The sequence below is a fragment of the Parapedomonas caeni genome (assembly GCF_041060555.1).
GTDB lineage: Bacteria > Pseudomonadota > Alphaproteobacteria > Sphingomonadales > Sphingomonadaceae > CAUJIW01.
The window spans coordinates 62,710-82,927 of record NZ_JBEUDS010000002.1 but is presented as its reverse complement, the minus strand read 5'-3'; the positions used below and the strand labels follow the sequence as shown (position 1 = coordinate 82,927).

Annotated in this window: 25 protein-coding genes; 12 read left to right on the top strand and 13 right to left on the bottom strand. The window is 66.9% G+C overall.

Going from position 1 to position 20,218, the window contains the following annotated elements; genetic code table 11:
* Positions 1 to 13 precede the first annotated feature (13 nt).
* The 10 genes from ABU113_RS02060 to ABU113_RS02015 all read right to left on the bottom strand — a co-directional run bounded on the left by ABU113_RS02060 (position 14) and on the right by ABU113_RS02015 (position 5,655).
* Positions 14 to 721: an ABC transporter ATP-binding protein gene (locus tag ABU113_RS02060; protein ID WP_454557812.1), complete on the bottom strand. Its 708-nt coding sequence runs from the start codon at positions 719 to 721 to the stop codon at positions 14 to 16.
* Positions 721 to 1,968, bottom strand: coding sequence for an ABC transporter permease (locus ABU113_RS02055; protein WP_454557811.1), 1,248 nt, complete (start codon positions 1,966 to 1,968; stop codon positions 721 to 723). Before ABU113_RS02055 ends, ABU113_RS02060 begins: the two co-directional genes overlap by 1 nt.
* An 11-nt stretch (positions 1,969 to 1,979) precedes the next feature.
* Positions 1,980 to 2,981, bottom strand: a complete 1,002-nt coding sequence (locus ABU113_RS02050) for an efflux RND transporter periplasmic adaptor subunit (protein WP_454558017.1) — start codon at positions 2,979 to 2,981, stop codon at positions 1,980 to 1,982.
* Between the two features lie 221 nt (positions 2,982 to 3,202).
* The gene (locus ABU113_RS02045) at positions 3,203 to 3,418 is read right to left on the bottom strand and encodes a hypothetical protein (RefSeq protein WP_454557810.1); all 216 of its coding nucleotides are present in this window, start codon (positions 3,416 to 3,418) and stop codon (positions 3,203 to 3,205) included.
* A gap of 92 nt (positions 3,419 to 3,510) precedes the next feature.
* Positions 3,511 to 3,741: a hypothetical protein gene (locus tag ABU113_RS02040; protein WP_454557809.1), complete on the bottom strand. Its 231-nt coding sequence runs from the start codon at positions 3,739 to 3,741 to the stop codon at positions 3,511 to 3,513.
* Between the two features lie 58 nt (positions 3,742 to 3,799).
* Entirely contained in the window at positions 3,800 to 4,066 is a 267-nt protein-coding gene (locus ABU113_RS02035) for a hypothetical protein (RefSeq protein ID WP_454557808.1), read from the bottom strand.
* A gap of 48 nt (positions 4,067 to 4,114) precedes the next feature.
* On the bottom strand, positions 4,115 to 4,492 hold the full coding sequence (pspC, locus tag ABU113_RS02030; RefSeq protein ID WP_454557807.1) for an envelope stress response membrane protein PspC: 378 nt from the start codon (positions 4,490 to 4,492) through the stop codon (positions 4,115 to 4,117).
* A gap of 17 nt (positions 4,493 to 4,509) precedes the next feature.
* Positions 4,510 to 4,734 (bottom strand): envelope stress response membrane protein PspB, encoded by a 225-nt coding sequence (gene pspB, locus ABU113_RS02025; RefSeq protein ID WP_454557806.1) that lies wholly within the window; start codon positions 4,732 to 4,734, stop codon positions 4,510 to 4,512.
* Positions 4,735 to 4,746: 12 nt separating this feature from the next.
* Positions 4,747 to 5,415: a phage shock protein PspA gene (gene pspA, locus ABU113_RS02020; protein WP_454557805.1), complete on the bottom strand. Its 669-nt coding sequence runs from the start codon at positions 5,413 to 5,415 to the stop codon at positions 4,747 to 4,749.
* A 69-nt stretch (positions 5,416 to 5,484) separates the two neighbouring features.
* Positions 5,485 to 5,655 (bottom strand): hypothetical protein, encoded by a 171-nt coding sequence (locus ABU113_RS02015; protein ID WP_454557804.1) that lies wholly within the window; start codon positions 5,653 to 5,655, stop codon positions 5,485 to 5,487.
* Between the two features lie 186 nt (positions 5,656 to 5,841).
* Between ABU113_RS02015 and pspF the strand changes: the two genes are divergently transcribed.
* The 5 genes from pspF to ABU113_RS01990 all read left to right on the top strand — a co-directional run bounded on the left by pspF (position 5,842) and on the right by ABU113_RS01990 (position 10,789).
* Positions 5,842 to 6,879 carry a phage shock protein operon transcriptional activator gene (gene pspF, locus ABU113_RS02010; protein ID WP_454557803.1) on the top strand — a complete coding sequence of 346 codons (1,038 nt, stop codon included), beginning with the start codon at positions 5,842 to 5,844 and terminating at the stop codon, positions 6,877 to 6,879.
* A gap of 131 nt (positions 6,880 to 7,010) precedes the next feature.
* Complete coding sequence (locus ABU113_RS02005) at positions 7,011 to 7,610, top strand: superoxide dismutase (RefSeq protein ID WP_454557802.1); 600 nt, start codon at positions 7,011 to 7,013, stop codon at positions 7,608 to 7,610.
* A gap of 138 nt (positions 7,611 to 7,748) precedes the next feature.
* Positions 7,749 to 8,288 carry an NUDIX domain-containing protein gene (locus ABU113_RS02000; RefSeq protein WP_454557801.1) on the top strand — a complete coding sequence of 180 codons (540 nt, stop codon included), beginning with the start codon at positions 7,749 to 7,751 and terminating at the stop codon, positions 8,286 to 8,288.
* Between the two features lie 23 nt (positions 8,289 to 8,311).
* Positions 8,312 to 9,253 carry an alpha/beta hydrolase gene (locus tag ABU113_RS01995; RefSeq protein WP_454557800.1) on the top strand — a complete coding sequence of 314 codons (942 nt, stop codon included), beginning with the start codon at positions 8,312 to 8,314 and terminating at the stop codon, positions 9,251 to 9,253.
* A gap of 57 nt (positions 9,254 to 9,310) precedes the next feature.
* Entirely contained in the window at positions 9,311 to 10,789 is a 1,479-nt protein-coding gene (locus ABU113_RS01990; protein WP_454557799.1) for an AMP nucleosidase, read from the top strand.
* Between the two features lie 26 nt (positions 10,790 to 10,815).
* On the opposite strand, the gene ABU113_RS01985 is transcribed toward ABU113_RS01990, so the two are convergent.
* From ABU113_RS01985 to ABU113_RS01975, 3 genes are all read right to left on the bottom strand, one after another.
* Positions 10,816 to 11,277: a group III truncated hemoglobin gene (locus tag ABU113_RS01985; RefSeq protein ID WP_454557798.1), complete on the bottom strand. Its 462-nt coding sequence runs from the start codon at positions 11,275 to 11,277 to the stop codon at positions 10,816 to 10,818.
* Positions 11,278 to 11,383: 106 nt separating this feature from the next.
* Positions 11,384 to 12,808, bottom strand: a complete 1,425-nt coding sequence (locus tag ABU113_RS01980) for a sensor domain-containing diguanylate cyclase (protein WP_454557797.1) — start codon at positions 12,806 to 12,808, stop codon at positions 11,384 to 11,386.
* Between the two features lie 194 nt (positions 12,809 to 13,002).
* Positions 13,003 to 13,665, bottom strand: a complete 663-nt coding sequence (locus ABU113_RS01975; RefSeq protein ID WP_454557796.1) for an RT0821/Lpp0805 family surface protein — start codon at positions 13,663 to 13,665, stop codon at positions 13,003 to 13,005.
* 296 nt (positions 13,666 to 13,961) lie between these two features.
* On the opposite strand from ABU113_RS01975, the gene ffh reads away from it, so the two are divergent.
* The 7 genes from ffh to leuD all read left to right on the top strand — a co-directional run bounded on the left by ffh (position 13,962) and on the right by leuD (position 20,197).
* A complete protein-coding gene (gene ffh, locus ABU113_RS01970) occupies positions 13,962 to 15,443 on the top strand; it encodes a signal recognition particle protein (protein ID WP_454557795.1) in 1,482 nt (493 codons plus the stop codon).
* Between the two features lie 336 nt (positions 15,444 to 15,779).
* On the top strand, positions 15,780 to 16,175 hold the full coding sequence (rpsP, locus tag ABU113_RS01965) for a 30S ribosomal protein S16 (protein ID WP_454557794.1): 396 nt from the start codon (positions 15,780 to 15,782) through the stop codon (positions 16,173 to 16,175).
* 45 nt (positions 16,176 to 16,220) lie between these two features.
* Entirely contained in the window at positions 16,221 to 16,760 is a 540-nt protein-coding gene (gene rimM, locus ABU113_RS01960; RefSeq protein ID WP_454557793.1) for a ribosome maturation factor RimM, read from the top strand.
* The gene (trmD, locus tag ABU113_RS01955; protein ID WP_454557792.1) at positions 16,757 to 17,542 is read left to right on the top strand and encodes a tRNA (guanosine(37)-N1)-methyltransferase TrmD; all 786 of its coding nucleotides are present in this window, start codon (positions 16,757 to 16,759) and stop codon (positions 17,540 to 17,542) included. Before rimM ends, trmD begins: the two co-directional genes overlap by 4 nt.
* Positions 17,539 to 17,919, top strand: a complete 381-nt coding sequence (rplS, locus tag ABU113_RS01950) for a 50S ribosomal protein L19 (RefSeq protein ID WP_454557791.1) — start codon at positions 17,539 to 17,541, stop codon at positions 17,917 to 17,919. Before trmD ends, rplS begins: the two co-directional genes overlap by 4 nt.
* Positions 17,920 to 18,131: 212 nt before the next feature.
* Positions 18,132 to 19,559, top strand: coding sequence for a 3-isopropylmalate dehydratase large subunit (gene leuC, locus ABU113_RS01945; protein ID WP_454557790.1), 1,428 nt, complete (start codon positions 18,132 to 18,134; stop codon positions 19,557 to 19,559).
* Positions 19,560 to 19,570: 11 nt separating this feature from the next.
* Positions 19,571 to 20,197 carry a 3-isopropylmalate dehydratase small subunit gene (gene leuD / locus ABU113_RS01940; RefSeq protein WP_454557789.1) on the top strand — a complete coding sequence of 209 codons (627 nt, stop codon included), beginning with the start codon at positions 19,571 to 19,573 and terminating at the stop codon, positions 20,195 to 20,197.
* The last annotated feature ends 21 nt before the right edge of the window (positions 20,198 to 20,218 follow it).

Sequence of the window (20,218 nt, the reverse complement as noted above, 5' to 3'; positions counted from 1 at the left end):
GGCCGCGCCCGCGTCAATGCTCCGCCCGCCAGGCGTCGTTATCCGTCAGGCGACCATCGACGATGTGAATCTGCCGGTCGGCGGCGGAGGCGAAGTCGGGGTCATGCGTCACGGCAATGATCGTCCGGTTCTGGCGGTGGGCCAGATCGTGCAGGATTTCCCGCACGACGATGCTCGATTTGGTGTCCAGCGCGCCGGTCGGCTCATCCGCGAGAATCACCAGCGGATCGTTGGCCAGCGCGCGGGCGATGGCGACGCGCTGGCGCTGGCCGCCCGACATCTGCCCCGGCCGCTTGTGCTGGTGACCATCGAGGCCGAGATCGGCCAGCAGGCCGTGGGCGCGGTCGCGCTGCTGGGCTTCCGTCAGCCGGCCGAGCTTGCGCATCGGCAGCATCACGTTGTCCATCGCCGAGAATTCCGCCAGCAGAAAATGGAACTGAAAGACGAAACCCAGCTTTTCCAGACGGATACTGGCCAGCCGGTCCTCGTCGAAGCCGCTGGTGTCCTCACCATCGAGCCACAGCTGGCCACTGGTCGGCCGATCAAGCAAGCCGAGGAGATACAGCAGCGACGACTTGCCGGAGCCGGATGGTCCCATGATCACGGCAAACTCGCCCTGTCGGATGCTGAGGCTGATGTCTTCCACCAGCGTCACCGGCACCTCGCCGGGCAGCACGCGCGTCATCCCCCGGGTGCGCAGAACGGGGGTCGCGTCGGCCATCAAGCGGCTCCCCGCAGAATATCGACCGGCTGCACCCGGCCACCCTTGCGGGCGGGCAGCCAGGCGGCGCCGACCGCCGAGCCCATGGCAAAGGCGATGGCCAGCACGAACTGGTCAACACCCCAGTACAGCGGCAGCTTGACAACCTCGGCGACACCCGGCGGCTTGATGGGAATCTGCACCAGCACCCACATGATGAACATGCCGAGCAGCACGCCCAGCAAACTGCCGATGGCGCCAACGACGGCGCCCTCGATGACGAAGATGCGGCGGATGTCGCGGGCGTGGAAGCCCATCGATTTCAGGATGGCGATGTCGCGGGTCTTTTCCAGCACCACCGTCGAGATGACGTTGTAGATGCCGAAGGACGCCACCACCAGGATCGCCAGAACGACGCTGTACATGATGATGTTGCGCACCAGCAGCAGGCTCATGATGTCCTCGCTCGCCTCCTGCCAGGATACCGCCTTGTAGCCGATGCGCCGCTCGATCTCGGCGGCGATGGCACGCGCCCGATAGGGGTCGTCGGCGCGCAGGATGAAGCTGTTGGCGATATTGGGCCTGTCCATCAGCGCCTGCACCCGCTTGAGCGCCGCGAACGTCTGGGATTCATCGTAGGCCTGGTTGCCGGTACGGAACATGCCGACCACCTTGAGCGTGCGCACCTGCCCCTTGGGCGAGGCCAACAGCAGGTTGTCGCCCATCGAGATACGGTAGCGCTCCGCCAGACCCTCGCCGATGATGACGCCATTGGGGTTGGCGTCGAGATCGTCGAGGGACCCCTTGGTGATGTCCTTCTCGATCGAGCTGACGCCCTTCATGCGCGCCGGCACCACACCGGAGAGGGTGACGCCGACATCGCGGCCAGCGAAGGTGATGATCGCCTGGCCGGCCAGCACCGGCGCCACCTGGATACCAGCGATGCTGTCCACCTGGGACAGCTTCGACTTGTACTGGCGGATGCCGCGCACCTCGGTCTTGGGCTTGACGCTGCGGATTTCCACCGCGCCACCGGGGAACCGCCGTTCCGCCGGCTGCACCGGCGCCTGGCGGAACTCGTCCGACACCGTGACGTGCGGCTGGTTGTTGACCAGCCGGTCGAGAAAATCCTGCTCCGACCCCCGCATCAGCGACGACACGGCGAGAAAGAACGCCACCCCCAGCACGATGCCCATCAGCGACACCAGCGTCTGCCGGGTGCGGCTGGTGAGATGGCTGAGCGCGATCTGGGTGTGGACGGAAACCATGACCGGACGCCTCAGCCCGCCCTGGCGTTGGTTTCGGCCCCGTTCTTCAATGCGGTCTCGACCCGCACCCGCTGACCTTCCCGCAAGGTATCGGCCGGCGTCAGCACCAGGGTCTCGTCCCCTTTCAGGCCTTCAAGCACCTCGACGCTGTCGTCGCCGCGCGCGCCCAGCGTCACCGTCCGGCGTGTCAGCCTGCCATCCCGCACCAGCCACAACGCACTGTCGGCAACCGCCGAGGCCGGCACCAGCAGCGCGTTGGCCCGCTCGGCGACAATGATGTTGGTCTCGGCGGTCATGCCGATCTGCAGCGGCACGTCGGCACCAAAGGTGATCCGCACCCGGTAGCTGCGGGCGGTGGAGTCGCCGCGCGGCGTCACTTCCTTCACCATCCCGTCGTAAACCGCGTCGGGGAAGGCATCCGCGCGGATCAGCACCTTCTGGCCGACCCGGATCAGCGGGATATCCTCCTCGTCCACCTCGGCCGCGATGCGCAGCGGCGCGCAGCAGGCCATGTAGAAGATCGGCTGGTTGACCGGCACATAATCGCCCACCTCGCCGTCGCGGCGGATCACCAGGCCGTCGGCCGGCGCCCTCAGCCACATGTAGCCGCGCTGGGCACGCGCCTGCTCGACGGCGGCACGGGCGGCATCACGCTCGGCACGCGCCGAATCCAGCGCCGCGCGGGTGGACCAGCCCTGCTGGAACAGCCGGGCGATGCGCTCGTGCTGCTGCCGGGCATAGGTGGCGCGCGCCTCCAGCTGCGCCATCGACGAAGCCAGATCATTGTCCTCCAGCCGCGCCATGACTTCGCCGGCCTTGACCCGGCGCCCCTCGTCGGTGCGCAGCTCGACCAGCCGTCCGGCGACGCGCGGCGCGATCCTGACCTCGACGCTGGGCTCAACCGTGCCGGTGGCGTAGACCGCCTGGATCGCCGGGCCGCGCTGCGGCGTCGCCACCGTCACGACCGGGGGGCCCAGCAGCCGCCAGGCGGCGAACGCGACCAGCGCCAGCACACCTGCCAAGACCAGCCACCGACCCAAGCCCTTGCCAGACATCATTGTCGCACCATCCCTCATGTGGGCGGCACCTTAGCGCGACACGGCTCCGACGCCAGCCCTTGCAGCGCAACAAATCATGTCTGGATCCCGTCAGCGAGAGCCTGTGCGACGTTATTGCACAGGGAGTTGATCGATCTACCGGGCCGCACCCTGAGGACGCCTACCCGGCACGAGCTTCAGTGCACACCGTCGGCGATCGCCTCCAGCGTCCGCACCCGCTCGCGCAGGGCGGTGAACTCGCTGGTGGAGCAGGCGAGCGCCGCTGCCTGTATGTCCAGTTCCCGATGCCGCAGACCCATCAGCCGGCGGATCGTCCACACCCACAGCCCGGCGCCGATCGACAGCACCCCCAGACTGAAGGCAACACTCATCCATGCGATGGAATTCGCCATTGTTCCCGCTCCGATTAATCCGGCACGACGGGTGCCTCACCCGTCGTCCGCCAGACCCTCAACCCCGTCACCGGTACTGGTGCGGGGGAGGATTATCCACGCAGACTGTCAATCTCGTCGGCCAGGCGCCTGGCTGGATCAATGGCCAGTTTCTCCAGCACCTGGACACGCTCATGCAACTGGTCAACCCGGTGCCTGAGGGCCGCCATTTCGGCCTCGGCAGCATCGCCGTCCCCGCTCTCCCGATGCCGGAAGCGTGCCTTGAGCACAGTGCCAATGGTTACGATGAGGACGATGCCAAGCACCATCTCGAACGGATTCATGAATGTTCCCCTCATGCGGCCCGCCGCTATTGGTCAGGGCCCAACCCCCTGGTCAATTTCAGTTCAGCGGCTCGTTACGAAGCCGCTCAATCTCATGAGCGAGATCGGCGGAGCGATCGGTGAGGATGCGCTCCAGCACCCGCACCCGCTGCTCCAGCCGCTCCACGGTGGCGCTGTTGCGCGCCGCCTGCTCGCTGGTCTGTTGCGCCAGAATGTCCAGCTGGCGCTCGCGCAGCTTGAACCAGCGGCGGGCAACGTCGGCCAGCACCCCGAACACCACGGGCACGGCGACGACAACCACGAAAAACCAGATCCACGGTGGCATTGCCTCACCCCTCCTGGCTTCAACCCCGCCCCGTCGACCCGGCCGCGCTCAGCGCAGCCGGTCGATCTCGGCCGACAGGCTGCGGTTCGACGACGTCATGTAGGCCTCGACATCGCGCAGGCGACGATCAATGTCGCGGAAGCTGCCACGCGTGTCGCGGATCGTCACCGATGGCGAGGTCCGCACACGACGCCAGAAGGCCTGCTCGTCGGCGGGAATGTCATAGAGCTCGCGTGGCTTGGCATCCGCGACAATGCCAATGATCGGGTAGATCAGGATCGGCCAGCCGCCGGCGAACAGCGTGAGCAGCACCACCGCCACCCGCACCCACATCACGTCGATGCCAAAGTAGTCGGCGAACCCGGCGCACACGCCCATCAGCTTGCCATTGCGCTTGTCGAGATAAAATTTGGTCCTGCTGATCATCGTGGTGATCCCTTGTCTCAGTTCTCGCGCCGCCACTGAGGGTTTTCGGCATCGAGAATGCGTTCGATGGAATGGAGCCTGGCATCGAGCCGGCGGGCCGTTTCATGGAGATCGTCGAGCAACTGTTCATCGTCGCCGGAAATGGTGCGCATCCGCTTCCACTGGGTGACGTAGTGGAAAATCATCCCTGGCAGACCGATGAACAGGATGCCGACGATCAGCACCGGCATGAGTTCGTCCATGTCGTATCCCCGTTACTTGCTGTCGCCGCCGACCTTGGCTTTGAGCGCCGCCAGCTCCGCCTCGACGGCATCACTGGCCTTCAGCTCGGCGAACTCTTCCTCCAGCGTCTTGGTCTTGCCGAGATCATAGGACTCAACACGACCTTCCGCCAGATCGACCCGCCGTTCCATCAGCGCGAACCGCTGGAAGGCCTCGTCGATCTTCGGGCTCGACATCATCCGGCGCATCCGCGACCGGTTTTCCAGTGTCTCCAGCCGGTTGAGGATGCTGGTCTGGCGCGTCCGCGCCTCGCGCAGCTTGGCCTCAAGCTTCTGGATATCCTCCTCATGCTTGGCCAGTGCTTCATCCAGCACGCTCATATCATGGAGGATCTGGTCGGCCATCTGGCCCAGCTTCTGCTTTTCGACCAGTGCGGCCTTGGCGAGATCCTCCCGCCCCTTCGACAGCGCCAGTTCGGCTTTTTCGGCCCACGATGACTGGGCGGCATCAAGCCGCTGCAGCGTACGCCGGGCCTCCTTCTGGTCGGCGATGGCACGGGCGGCGGAGGCGCGCACCTCCACCAGCGTTTCCTCCATCTCCAGGATGATCATGCGGATCATCTTGGCCGGATCCTCGGCCTTGTCGAGCAGGTCGCTGACGTTGGCCGAGATGATGTCGCCGAGGCGGGAAAAGATACCCATGGACAAGCTCCTACTGGTTGATTTCTGAGCGGGCGGACCCGCCATGACGGAAAAGCGGACGCCCGCGCCTTACAGCGCGAACAGGATGCGACCATGCGCCGGAGCCGGCACCGGATTGGCGGCGCCATTGGCCGCGGCCGGACCGGCGGCGATGGTGAGCGCGAGACCGCCGGCGATCAGCGCCGCGAGGCCGCACAACAGGGTCTGCTTGATGGACCCGATCAGGCTGGTGGTGGTCATTGGTCGTCCCCTCATCGAAATTGTGATGCGGCATCCGTGCCGCTGATGCCAAGGGTAACAGCAGGAACCGTGCCAACTCGCGACGGCGCTTCAACGCATTGTTTTTCATGCATAATATGAAGACGACCTTGCAGGCGACGAAAAATAGATTTGCCAATATTTAGCGTTATTTGCTAATCTTTGGCAATGGCACCGGACATTCAGCGCCTCATCGGCCAGAGCGGCCCCTTCCTCGACGTGCTGGAGCATGCCTCCCGCATCGCGGCCCTCAACCGGCCGGTGCTGGTGATCGGCGAGCGCGGCACTGGCAAGGAGCTGATCGGCGAGCGCCTGCACCGACTGTCGCCGCGCTGGGAGGAGCCGTTCATCCAGCTCAACTGCGCCGCCCTGCCGGAGAATCTGATCGACGCCGAGCTGTTCGGTTATGAGCCGGGCGCCTTCACCGGCGCCACCCGCGCTCGCGCCGGCCGGTTCGAGGAAGCCGACGGCGGCACCCTGTTTCTTGACGAGATCGCCACCCTGTCGGCCCAGGCCCAGGAGAAACTGCTGCGGGTGATCGAATACGGCCAGCTGCAGCGACTGGGCGCCAACAAGACCATCGAGGTCGACGTACGGGTGATCGGCGCCACCAACGAGGATCTGCCGGGACTGGTGGAGCGCGGCCGCTTCCGCGCCGATCTGCTCGACCGGCTGTCGTTCGACGTCCTGACCCTGCCACCGCTGCGGGCGCGCGCCGACGACATCCCGTTGCTGGCCGATTTCTTCGGCCGGCGCATGGCGCTGGAGCTGGGCTGGGACGGCTTCCCCGGCTTCACGGCCGAGGCCGCCACCGCCCTGAACCAGCAGAGCTGGCCCGGCAACGTGCGCGAACTGAAGAACGTGGTGGAGCGCGCGGTTTACCGCTGGGGCGACGCGGAAAACCCGGTGGCGCACATCGTCTTCGATCCCTTCGAGTCGCCGTTCCGCCCCGCCAGCCCATCATCCCCGACGGCTGTGCCCCGGCCCGTCACAGACGACTCGACGCCTCCCCTCGCCTCCCTGGCCGGCGCTCCTGCCAGTCCTCCGGTCCCGGACTTTCGCAAGGCGGTGGCGGCCTACGAGGCCAGCATCCTGTCAGCAGCCCTGGCACGGGCACGCTTCAACCAGCGCGAGGCTGCCGCCGCGCTCAACCTCAGCTACGACCAGTTGCGCCATGCGCTGAAAAAACACCGGCTGCTGGACTGAGCAGGCATGCGATTACCCGCGCCGACCAGCGATCGATTGCGCCTGATCGGGAATTTCCATTAAGAACGCCCTGTCATTCGCCGCCCCGTCCGCTATCTAGCGGGGGACAGTCAAACGAGGAGGTTTCACCCATGGCATTCACCCTGCCTGAACTGCCCTACGCGCCGACGGCGCTTGAGCCGCACATGTCGGCCAACACCTTCAGCTTCCACCATGCCAAGCACCACAACGCCTATGTGGTGAACCTCAACAACCTGCTGGCCGGCAAGCCACTGGCCGAGGCCGATCTCGAAACGGTGATCAAGGAAGCCGCCAAGGATCCGGCGATGGCCGGCGTGTTCAACAACGCCGCGCAGGTGTGGAACCACACCTTCTTCTGGAACAGCATGAAGCCGGGTGGCGGCGGCAAGCCGACCGGCGCCATCGCCGCCAAGATCGACGCCGACCTCGGCGGCTATGATGCCTTCGTCGAGCAGTTCAAGGCCGCCGCCACCACCCAGTTCGGCTCGGGCTGGGCCTGGCTGGTGCTGGAGAACGGCAAGCTGAAGGTCACCAAGACCGGCAATGCCGACCTGCCGCTGGTGCATGGCCAGACCGCGCTGCTGACCGTCGACGTGTGGGAACATGCCTACTACCTCGACTACCAGAACCGCCGGCCGGATTTCGTGCAGGCCTACCTCGACCATCTGGTCAACTGGGACTTCGCCAACGCCAACCTGGCCTCGGCGTAAGCTCCCGCCAGCCGGCCCGTCGGGCTGGCGCAGGCGTCCAGCGCGGCTGCCGGTCACCCGACCGGCAGCCGTTTCCGCGTCAGGCCGAACGAACGGGCGGACCTTGCCTCCGCCGGTGGCGCCGCTACCATTCCGCTCATGAACACCTCCCTGCCCGAGCACCACCGCTTCACCCGCCGCGTCCCCGACGGCGACAGCCTTGAGCGCCGCGTCTGCGACTCCTGTGGTTTCATCGACTATGAAAACCCCAAGGTGGTGGTGGGTGCCGTGGTCACCCAGGGCCCGCGCATCCTGCTGTGCCGGCGCGCCATCGAACCGCGCCACGGCTACTGGACGCTGCCCGCCGGCTTCATGGAACTGCACGAGACCGCGGAGGAAGGCGCCCGGCGCGAGGCCCGCGAAGAAGCCTGCGCCGACATCCGCATCACCGGCGTGCTGGCGGTCTATTCCATCCCGCGCATTTCGCAGGTGCAGATCATCCATCGGGCGGAACTGGCCTCCCCCGACATCGCGCCGGGCGCGGAAAGCCTGGAGGTGCGGCTGTTCGACTGGGCGGACATCCCGTGGGACGCGCTGGCCTTCCCCTCGGTGCGCTGGGCGCTGGAGCATCATCGCGATTTTCTTGCCGGCAAGCCAACACCGTTCATCAACCCGTCAGGAGACTTGGGCGACTATTGACCACCCTTTCACCGGAGGCTCCCGTGACGATTGCTCGCCATCTCGCCCGCGCCAGCCTGCTAGCCACCCTCGCCCTGACCGCCGTCATCCCACCCGCCATCACCCCGCCCGCAACAGCCGGCCCGCTACGCGACCGGCTGGCCGCCCGAATGGCGCCCGGCGGCGAGGCGGCGCGAAAGATCGACCCCGCCAGCCTGCCTACGGGCAGCCGCGTGCTCGCCAACCAGCATTACGGTGAGGATGCCGCGGAGACCTACGACGTCTATCTGCCGCCAGCGCCGCGCAACGCCCCCATCCTGTTTATGGTTCATGGTGGTGGCTGGGCACACGGCGACAAGGCGATGAGCCGAGTCGTCACCAACAAGGTGAATCACTGGCCGCCCAAGGGCTATGTTCTGGTGTCGATCAACTACCCGATGCTGCCGCAGGCCGACCCGTTGGCCCAGGCGGACGCGGTGGCCCGGGCCGTGGCGCAGGTCCAGCAGGCCGCCCCCGGCTGGGGCGGCGACCCGGCCCGGATGGTGCTGATGGGCCATTCCGCCGGCGCCCACCTGGTGTCGCTGGTCAGCGCCGACCCCGGCTATGCCGCCAAGGCGGGCGCCCGGCCGTGGCTCGGCACCGTGGCGCTGGACAGCGCCGCCTTCGACGTGGTGGCGATCATGGAGCAGCGCCACTTCAAGCTCTACGACACCGCCTTCGGCACTGATCCAGCTTTCTGGCGCGCCGCCTCGCCCTATCATCAACTCTCGGGCAAGCCGGCGCCGATGCTGCTGGTGTGTTCGTCGAAGCGGGCGGATTCCTGCGCCCAGGCGCGGCGGTTCACACAGGCGATGACCGCACGCGGCGCCAGCGCCCGGGTGCTGCCAGTCGCACTCAGCCACGGCGACATCAACGGCACGCTGGGCGCCGACTCCGCCTACACCCGCGATGTCGACGCCTTCCTCGGCGGGCTCGGCCTGCCCTGACAGCCCCCGACACTCCCCCCTCTTGCCACGAGCGTGCCCGCCCCGGTAGCATTCGCCATGTCAGAGACGCCCGCCGCCATCCGTGACGCCGTCAACACCGTGCTGGACCAGCTGGAGGCCCTGCACGACGATGCCGTCGAGGCTCTACGGGCCGTACTGGGCCGCTACGTCGAAACGCGCGAGCCGCCGACGCCCGGTGAACGCGCGCGGTTCCGTTACCCCGAACTGCGGCTGACCTACCGGCCGGAAGGCGTGCCGCCGCCCAGCCATCGCGCCTTCGCCAAGGTGCAGACCCCCGGCGTCTATGCCACCACCGTCACCCAGCCGGCGCGCTTCCGCGCCTATCTCTCCGAGCAGCTCGAAGCCCTGGTGGCCGACTACGGCGTCACGCTGGCGGTGGCGCCGGGCCGGCAGGCCATCCCCTACCCCTATGTGCTGGAAGGCCAGGACGAACTGGGGGTGGGCGACATTCCGCCCTCGGAACTGGCCCAGCACTTCCCCACCCCCGACCTGACCCAGGTCGGCGACGAAATCGCCGACGGTCTGTGGGAGCCGGCGATGGGCGGCGGCCCGGACGCGCCGCGACCGCTGGCGCTGTTCGATGCCGTGCGGGTGGACTATTCGCTCAAGCGGCTGGTCCACTACACCGGCACCGACTGGCGGGCGGTGCAGCCGTGGATCCTGTTCACCAACTACCACCGTTATGTCGACGAGTTCATCCACTGGGCGATCGGCCAGCTGGTCGCCGACAGCCCCTATGTGGCGCTGGTGGCGGCCGGCGGCGTGCGCATCGAGCGCGGCTGCGTGCCGGACAACGCCTTCGAGCGAGTCGCCGCCGCACCCTGGCGGCGCCACCAGATGCCGGCCTATCATCTGCTCACCGCCGACGATCAGGGCGTCACCCTGGTCAACATCGGTGTCGGCCCGTCCAACGCCAAGACCATCACCGACCATCTGGCGGTGCTGCGGCCGCACTGCTGGCTGATGGTCGGCCATTGCGGCGGCCTGCGCGCCAGCCAGCGCATCGGCGACTATGTGCTGGCGCACGCCTATCTGCGCCAGGACCATATCCTCGACGACGCCCTGCCGCCGGCGGTGCCGATCCCGGCGCTGGCGGAAATCCAGGTGGCGTTGCAGGAGGCCGCCGCCCAGGTGACCGGCGATCGCGGCACCGAACTCAAGACCCGCCTGCGCACCGGCACGGTGGTGACCGACGACGACCGCAACTGGGAACTGCGCTGGAGCCAGGAACGCCGGCTGATCAACCTGTCGCGCGCCATCGCCATCGACATGGAAAGCGGCACCATCGCCGCCCAGGGCTACCGGCTGCGGGTGCCCTATGGCACGCTGCTGTGCGTCTCCGACAAGCCGCTGCACGGCGAGATCAAGCTGCCGGGCGCCGCCAATGCCTTCTACGAACGCGCCATCGGCGAACATCTGATGATCGGACTGAAGGCGCTCGACCTGCTGCGCGGCGAAGTCGCCAGCCTGCACTCCCGCAAGCTGCGCAGCTTCGACGAGCCGCCGTTCCGCTGACGCCGCGCCATCAGGGGAACAGGCGGTCACGCGACGGAGGCGAAGTCCCGCTGACGCGCCTGGTGCAGCTCCACCCCCATGGCCAGGCTCTGGGCGATGCGCTGGGCGCGGTCGATGAAATAGTCGGTCACCGCCGGATTGGGCGAAATATCCTGCAAGGTGGCGTGAAACAGCGCCAGCCAGTGCTCGAAATGCGCCGGCGTCAGCCCGCCGATCGCCACATGCGCCGGCATCGGCCGGCCATGATAGCGGCCGGTGCGCAGGGCAACGCCGGACCAGAAATCCTTCATCTTGGCCAGATGCGGCTCCCAGTCGTTGATCACCCGGCCGAAGATCGGCGCCAGCAGCGCGTCGTCGCGGATGCGGGCGTAGAAGCTCTCCACCAGCCTGTCGATGAAGGCCTCCGTCACCCCCATCGCGATGGCGACCTCTGCCTCGGCCCGGCGCACCCGCTCGGCGTGCGCCATCAGCGCCTGATTGTCCGTCATGGTCCGTCTCCCGGGCGCCGGTCATTCGGCGGCGATTGATGTGCGCCCTCAGCGCCGCCCACACCAGAGCCCGTGTTGTCGCAGGGTCGCAAGGTGTCCTCGCCTTTCAGGCCCCGTGCGCCACCACGCGGTTGCGACCGGCCTGCTTGGCCACATACAGGGCATGGTCGGCGTGGGCCAGTACGTGCTCACCGGTCTCATCGCCCACCACTTCGGCAACGCCGAGACTGATCGTCACGCGGGTGGCATCGTCGGGCGTGAACAGTGGCTCCGCCGCCACGGTGGCCCGCATGCGCTCAGCGACCTCCAGGGCGTCCTTGAGCGCACAGCCGTGAAGCAGCACGATGAACTCCTCGCCACCCCAGCGACAGATGGCGCTCGATCGGCGGATCACCCGGCCGGCGGCATCGGCCACCTTGCGGATCACCTCGTCGCCCTTCAGGTGGCCGAAACTGTCGTTGATCTGCTTGAAGTGGTCGATGTCGAACAGCACCACCGAGAAGGTCTGGCCCAGCCGGCGTCGCAGCCGCACCGCCTGATCCAGCTCCAGTTCGAACATCTGCCGGTTGCCGATGCCGGTGAGCTTGTCGGTCACCGCCATGTCCTCCAGCCGCCGCTGATACAGGCTGACGGCGTAGTAGATGACGACGATGGTCAGGCAGATGATGACGAAGCCGACCGCCATGTTGGTGAACAGGCCGCGCCACAGACCGCGCAGCGCATGCGCCTCGCTCTGTTCGACAATGACATGCCAGCCGAGATCGGGGATGTGGCGGGTGGTGATGAGCATGGTTTCGCCATCACGTTCATACTCGAAATAGCCTTCCTCCCGCTCCAGCAGATCGGCGGCGATAGTGGAAATGCCGGGCGCGGTGAGGATGTTGTCCTCACGGACACCCGCGTTGTTCGAGCGCACCACCACCTTGCCGGCATCATCGACGAAATAGATGTTACGGTCATAAGTGTCGTGATAGCGCGAGATGATACGCGCCACCGATTTCAGGTTGAGACCAACGCCGGTCAGGCCGATGAAGCGGCCCTGATAGTCGAGCACCCGGTAGTTGATGAAAATGGTGATCTGCTTGTCCTGCTCCTGATTGACATCGACGTTGACCTCGTAGGGAACCTCCATCGCGCGGGCGCGGAAAAACCAGGCGTCGACCGGGTCATCAGGCTTCACATGCCGCGATCTGCCGGAAAAGTGATAATAAGACAGGGTCTTGTCGGAAATCAGGAAACTGGTGAACACCCCATATTCGCGATGGATGTGCTCAAGGTAGCGGGTGATCCGGCTGACATCGCGCTCGCCACCCAGCAGCCAGTCCTTGAGAAAGGTGTCGTTGGCCATCAGGGACGACACCAGGATCGGCCGCAGCAGGTCCGCCTGGATTTCCGAATAGATGTTGCTGCTGGTGAGCGGCAGCTCGTTCTTCAGCAGCGTGGACTTGATGGCCTCGGTCGAGGTGCGGAAGCTGATCAGGTTGGTGGTGACGAAGCCGACAACGAGAATCAACGCGATGACCGTAGTCAATCGCGCTCGGATCGACAGACGCAACCACCTTGCAACCAACGGCAATCTCCGCCCCCGCCAGCCGCTCTGACGGCGACTTCGGGGGGTCACGACCTCATAGCAGGGTCGTCATATGCCCCAAGAGTCACGATACGGTAAAGACGCAGCCTCAGGTTTTTTAACCATAGGGAACGATGCAACCTACCGGCGCGGGATCAGTTTTCAGTCGATACAATCTCCCACGTGCCGTCCGGCTGCTGGCAGGCGGTGCCATAGGCGGCTTCCTGCTTGCCGGCGATGGTGATGGTCTGGCGGAACTCGCGGCAGTAGCGCCCCGTGCTGCTGCGGCCCTCGCGCGTCGTCGTCACCGAACCCGAGGCATCGCCATCGGCCCAGGTGATCGTCTCCTTCACCGGTGCCGTGGTGGCGCGGATCTGCGCGTCCTCATGGGCGCGCTGCTGGGATTCGCTGAGCTGGTCGAGCAGCACCAGGGTGATGGCGGTGAAGGCGAGCCAGGCCAGCGCTGAATCGTCGCTGTAATAGTGGCCATAGCCGTAATACCAGTGGCCGTGGGGCCGGATAACGGTGACGTCGTGATAGTGGCGCACACGCCCGGCTGGCACCGTATAGGCCGGCCCGCGATAGATCGGCCGGTAATCGCGGCTGCCATTGGGACCCCCATCCGGCCGCCCGCCATCCGAGTGGCCACCAGCGGGCCGGCCACCATCGCCATGCCGCCCCTGCGGTCCACCCTGTGGCCCGCTCTGCGGCTTATGCCGGTCGGGCTGAGCCGCCAGCGCCGGGGTGACGCTCGCCAGCGCCAACGAGGCGCAGCCCAGCGACAGCGCGACCGTACGAACCTTGGACATCATGGTCATGGTGACAAACTCCTGGAGCGGCGGCCCCGCGACGGGGGGTCGAAGGGCGAGGACCGGGGACGGTTCGGCCGCAAGCATGGCCAGCGACCGCGGCAACCGCCTTGTTCTGAATCATACATACGCGCCGGCCGGCCGCATTCCGTCGCATTTGACTCTCGCGGCCTGTCCGCTTATAGCGCCCAGGCTTCCACAGAAGCGCGAGATTTGATTGCGTCCACGGATGCCCACCGGTCAGCGAGGTTTCGCCCACCGGTGCCATACGTGTTTTTGTCGCGGCAAGGTTAGGCGGACGACCAATGTTTGAGTCCTTGAGCGAGCGCTTAGGCTCCGTGTTCGACAAGCTCAAGCGCCGTGGCGCGTTGAGCGAGACGGACGTGGCGGAGGCCATGCGCGAGGTGCGCGTGGCGCTGCTTGAGGCCGACGTCGCCCTCCCCGTGGTCAAGGACTTCATCGCCAGGGTCTCGGCCCAGGCGATCGGCCAGGACGTCATCAAGTCGGTGACGCCGGGCCAGATGGTGGTCAAGATCGTCCACGACGCCCTGGTCGACATGCTGGGTGGCGAGGCCGACACTGCCGGCCAGCTTGATCTCGCGGTGGCGCCGCCGGCGGTCATCATGATGATCGGCCTGCAGGGCTCGGGTAAGACCACCTCGACCGCCAAGATCGCCCGGCGCTTGCAGACCCGCGAGCGCAAGAAGGTGCTGATGGCCTCGCTCGACGTGCAGCGCCCGGCGGCACAGGAACAGCTGCGGGTGCTGGGCGAGCAGGCCCAGGTCGCCACCCTGCCGATCATCGCCGGCCAGATGCCGGTGGACATCGCCAAGCGCGCCCTGCAGGCCGCCCGCCTGCAAGGCTTCGACGTGCTGATGCTCGACACCGCCGGCCGCCTGCACATCGACGCTGGCCTGATGGCGGAGCTGGCCGCCGTGAAGGCCGAGGCCCAGCCGGCGGAAGCCCTGCTGGTGGTCGACAGCCTGACCGGCCAGGACGCCGTCAACGTCGCCAGGCAGTTCTCCGACCAGGTGGGGCTGACCGGCGTCGTGCTGACCCGCATGGACGGCGACGGCCGGGGCGGCGCCGCCTTGTCGATGCGGGCCGTCACCGGCCAGCCGATCAAGTTCGTCGGTGTCGGCGAGAAGCTGGACGCACTGGAGGAATTCCACGCCGGCCGGGTCGCCGGCCGCATTCTCGGCATGGGCGACGTCGTCAGCCTGGTCGAGAAGGCGGTCGAGGCGGTCGAGGCCGACGAGGTCGAGAAGCTGGCCAAGAAGATGGCGGCCGGCAAGTTCGACATGGACGACCTGCGCATGCAGTTCAGCCAGATGAAGCGCATCGGCGGCCTGAAGGGCGTGATGGGCCTGCTGCCAGGGCTCGGCAAGATGCAGAAGCAGGTCGATGCCGCCGGCGTCGACGACCGGGCGCTGGCGCGGCTGGAGGCGATCATCCTGTCGATGACGCCGAAAGAACGGACCAAGCCGGAAATCCTCAACGCCAAGCGCAAGATCCGCATCGCCAACGGCTCCGGCACCACGGTGCAGGAGGTCAACAAGCTCATCAAGATGCATCAGGACATGGCCACCGCCATGAAGAAGCTGAAAAAGATGGGCGGCCTCGGCGCGCTGGGCGCGATGCTCGGCAAGGGTGGCGGCTTGGGCGGCATGCTGGGCGGTCTGCCCGGCGGTGGGCTTCCCGGTGGCGGCCTGCCCGGCGGCATGCCGGGCCTGGGTGGCGGCATGCCGAAGCTGCCCCCCGGCTGGGACAAGTTCGGCAAGAAATGACGACCCAGACCGGCGACAATGCGTGACGCGAGATTGCCCGGTCGAAAACGAAGACCTCGACCGGCGACAATGCGTGACGCGAGATTGTCCGGTCGAAAACGAAGACCTCGACCGGCGGCAATGAGCGACGCGAGATTGCCCGGTCGAAAACGAAGACCTCGACCGGCGGCAATGAGCGACGCGAAATAGTCCGGTCGAAAACGAAGACCTCGACCGGCGACAATGCGTGACGCGAGATTGTCCGGTCGAAAACGAAGACCTCGACCGGCGGCAATGAGCGACGCGAAATAGTCCGGTCGAAAACGAAGACAGAAGACACGAGAGAAAGGAAACATCATGTCCGTATCCATTCGTCTGGCCCGTGGCGGCGCCAAGAAGCGGCCCTACTACCGCATCGTCGTCGCCAACTCGCGCGCCCCGCGCGACGGCAACTTCATCGAGAAGGTGGGCACCTACAACCCGCTGGTCGCCAAGGACTCGCCGGAGCGCGTGAAGCTCGACGTCGAGAAGATCAAGGAATGGCTGGCCAAGGGCGCCCAGCCGACCGACCGCGTGCTGCGCTTCCTCGACGCCGCCGGCATTGTCAGCCGTCCGGCCCGCAACAACCCGAAGAAGGGTGTGCCGGGTCAGAAGGCCCGCGAGCGCGCCGAGGAAAAGGCCCAGAAGGCCGCCGAAGCCGCTGAAGCCGCCCAGGCCGCGGCGGAAGCCCCGGCTGAAGCCGCCGCCGAGTAAGCGCGCATGTCCGTCCGCACGACGCCTCAGTCCGGGCGGACGGACATGCCTTCGGCATCGGGGCCGGCGGACACGCCTGCCTCGAATGACCGGCTGATCGCGCTGGGCGTCGTCACCAGCCCGCAAGGGCTGCAGGGCGAGGTCCGCCTCAAGCCCTTCACCGACGACCCGGCCAGCCTGAAGCGGTTCCGCGAGGTCCGGCTGGGCGGGCGCCCGATGACGCTCAAGGGCGTGCGGGTGCAGCCCAACGGGGTCATCGTCCGCTTCGCCGAGGTGACCGACCGCACCCAGGCGGAAGCCCTGCGCGGCCTGGAACTGGCGGTGCCCCGCACCGCCCTGCCGGCGCTGGACGACGGCGAGGTCTATCACGCCGACCTGATCGGGCTGGCGGTGACGACCCCCGACGGCCAGCCGGCTGGCCAGGTGGTGGCGGTGACCAACTATGGCGCCGGCGACATTCTGGAAATCGAACGGACGGACGGCAGGATCGTGCTGGTCCCCTTCCGCCCGTTCGCGGTACCGGATGTCGACGTCGCCGGCCGCCGCCTGACGGTGGAGCCGGATTTCCTCAGCGAGGGCGCGTGAACTGGCAGGCGACCGTGCTGACCCTGTTCCCGGACATGTTCCCGGGACCGCTGGGTATGAGCCTGGCGGGGCAAGCGCTGCAGGGCGGCACATGGGCGCTAAAAACGCTGGACATTCGCGCCTTTGCAATGGATAAGCACCGCTCCGTCGATGACACCCCCGCCGGTGGCGGCCCAGGCATGGTCCTGCGCGCCGATGTGGTGGGGCGAGCCGTCGAGGAGGCGATCGCCCAGCAACCGGGCACGCCAGTGATCGCGCTGACCCCTCGGGGACGGCCATTGACCCAGCAACGGGTCAGGGCACTCGCTCAAGGGGACGGCGTTGTTTTGCTGTGCGGCCGGTTCGAGGGGTTCGACGAACGCCTGTTCGAGCATGTGTTCCCAGGGGACACGCGGATCGAGCAGGTCTCCGTGGGAGACGTGGTTCTCTCCGGCGGCGAACTGGCGGCGATGGTCGTGCTGGACGCCTGCGTGCGCCTGCTGCCTGGTGTGATGGGCAGCGACGTCAGCGGCGACAGCGAGAGTTTCGAGGGGGGCTTGCTTGAGTACCCCCACTACACCCGGCCACGCGAGTGGCAGGGGCGCACGATCCCGGAGGTGCTGCTCTCCGGAAATCATGCGCGAATCTCGGCCTGGCGTCAGGCTCAGGCCGAGGAGAGAACCCGGCTATGGCGGCCGGACCTGTGGGAACGCTTTCTGGCCGCGCGGTCAGGGCTGAACCCGGTCACCGGACGGTCGCCCTCTGGCGAGCAGCAGATGAAAAGAGAAGGACAGGACCAATGAACCTGATTCAGCAGCTCGAACAAGAGCAGATCGCCAAGCTGACCGAGGCGAAGAAGATTCCGGAATTCCGCGCTGGCGACACGCTGCGCGTGGGTGTGAAGGTGAAGGAAGGCGAGCGTAGCCGTACCCAGTTTTACGAAGGCGTGTGCATCGCGCGTTCGAACAAGGGCATCGGCTCCAACTTCACCGTCCGCAAGATTTCCTTCGGCGAGGGCGTCGAGCGCGTCTTCCCGCTGTACGGCCCGACGGTCGAGTCGATCGACGTCGTGCGCCGCGGCGACGTGCGTCGCGCGAAACTTTACTACCTTCGCAGCCGTTCGGGTAAATCCGCCCGTATCGCGGAGCTTCGCGAGAACACCGGCGGCGGCGAGGGCTGAGCCCGCTTCAGCGGACCCAGGCTGGATACAAAAGCCGCGCCGGTGGACCTCTCCGCCGGCGCGGTTTTTTCATGCCCGCCTGTCATCGCCCCCCGCCCCGCCCGCTCGACGGACGGGCACCGACCACCGGACCCGGCGCGACCCGCGCGCCAAGCCTGTACTGACGCCCCGCCATCGTCCGGCGGGGACGGAACACCAGCCGAGGACTGACCATGAGCAACCCGCGTACCCTGTATGAAAAGATCTGGGACGACCATGTGGTCGAGCGCCGCGACGACGGCACCTGTCTGATCTACATCGACCGCCACATCATCCACGAGGTCACCACCCCGCAGGCGTTCGAGGGGCTTCGCGCCACGGGTCGCAAGCTGCGCCGGCCGGACATGACGCTGGCGGTGCCGGATCACAACGTGCCGACCACCACCCGGATCAAGGACGGCAAGCTGCTGCCGATCGACGACCCGGAGTCAGCGACCCAGGTGGCGACGCTCAAGGCCAACTGCGCCGCGTTCGGTGTCGAGCACATCGAGATGACCGCGCCGGAACAGGGCATCGTCCACGTCGTCGGCCCGGAACAGGGTTTCACCCTGCCGGGCACCACCGTGGTGTGCGGCGACAGCCACACCGCCACCCACGGCGCCTTTGGCGCGCTGGCGTTCGGCATCGGCACCTCGGAAGTCGAGCATGTGTTCGCCACCCAGACGCTGTTGCTCAAGCAGTCGAAGCCGATGGAAGTGCGGGTGGAGGGCAGCCTCGGCTTCTCCGTCGCGCCCAAGGACGTGGCACTGGCCATCATCGGCGAGATCGGTGCCGCCGGCGGCACCGGCTTCGTCATCGAATATACCGGCTCGACCATGCGCGACATGAGCATCGAGGGCCGGATGACGGTGTGCAACATGGCGATCGAGGGCGGCGCCCGCTCCGGCCTGGTCGCCCCCGACGACAAGACGCTGGCCTATTTCATGGGCCGCCCGCGCGCGCCCAAGGGCGCGGAGTGGGAGATGGCGGCCGCCTACTGGCGCACCCTGCCCTCCGACCCCGGCGCCACTTACGCCCGCTCGGTGTTCATCGACGCCACCAAGATCGCGCCGCTGGTCACCTGGGGCACCAGCCCTGAGGACGTGGCGCCGATCACCGGCGTCGTGCCGTCGCCGGCCGACTTCGCCGAACCGTCGAAGCAGGCGGCGGTGGAAAAGGCGCTAGCCTATATGGGCCTGACGCCGGGTCAGCGGCTGGAGGACGTGGAGGTGCAGGACATCTTCATCGGCTCGTGCACCAACAGCCGCATCGAGGATCTGCGCGCGGCCGCCGCCGTGCTGAAGGGCCGCAAGCTCGCCAGCAACATCCGCCAGGCGCTGGTGGTACCGGGCTCGGGCCTGGTCAAGCTGATGGCCGAGGACGAGGGGCTGGACCGCATCTTCATCGAGGCCGGCTTCGAGTGGCGCGAGCCGGGCTGTTCGGCCTGCCTCGGCATGAACCCGGACAAGGTGCCCTCGGGCGAACGCTGCGCCTCCACCAGCAACCGCAACTTCGTCGGCCGTCAGGGCCCCGGCGCGCGCACCCACCTGGTGTCGCCGGCGATGGCGGCGGCCGCGGCCGTCACCGGCCGTCTGACCGACGTGCGCCAGCTGATCGGCTGAGGAGACAGACCATGGACGCTTTCAAGACCCTCACCGGCACCGCCATCCCGTTCGGGCAGCGCAATGTCGACACCGACGTCATCATCCCGGCCGAGTATCTGAAGTCGATCTCGCGCTCGGGGCTGGGCCGTGGCGCCTTCAAGACCATCCGCTTCAACGCCGATGGCTCGGAGAACCCGGAAGCCATTTTCAACCAGCCGCAGTACAAGGGCGCGCCGATCCTGATCGCCGGCGACAACTTCGGCTGCGGCTCCAGCCGTGAGCATGCCGCCTGGGCGCTCGCCGACCTCGGCGTCAAGGCGATCATCGCGCCGTCCTATTCCGACATCTTCTCCGGCAACGCCTTCAAGAACGGCCTGCTGGCGGTGGTGCTGCCGCAGGACGCCGTCGACCGGCTGCTGGAGGTGGCAACGGAGGCTGAAATCACCATCGACCTGGAAAACCAGGTGGTGACGACGCCGTTCCAGGACCGCTTCAGCTTCGAGATCGACCCGTTCCGCAAGCACTGCCTGATGAACGGGCTCGATGAGATCGGCATCACCTTGCAGATGGGCGACAACATCGCCGCCTACGAGGCGACGCAGAAGGCGACCAAACCCTGGCTGTCGGGCAAGGCCGGCATCGAGCGCCAGGGCTGAAGCCCGACACACTCTTCCGGC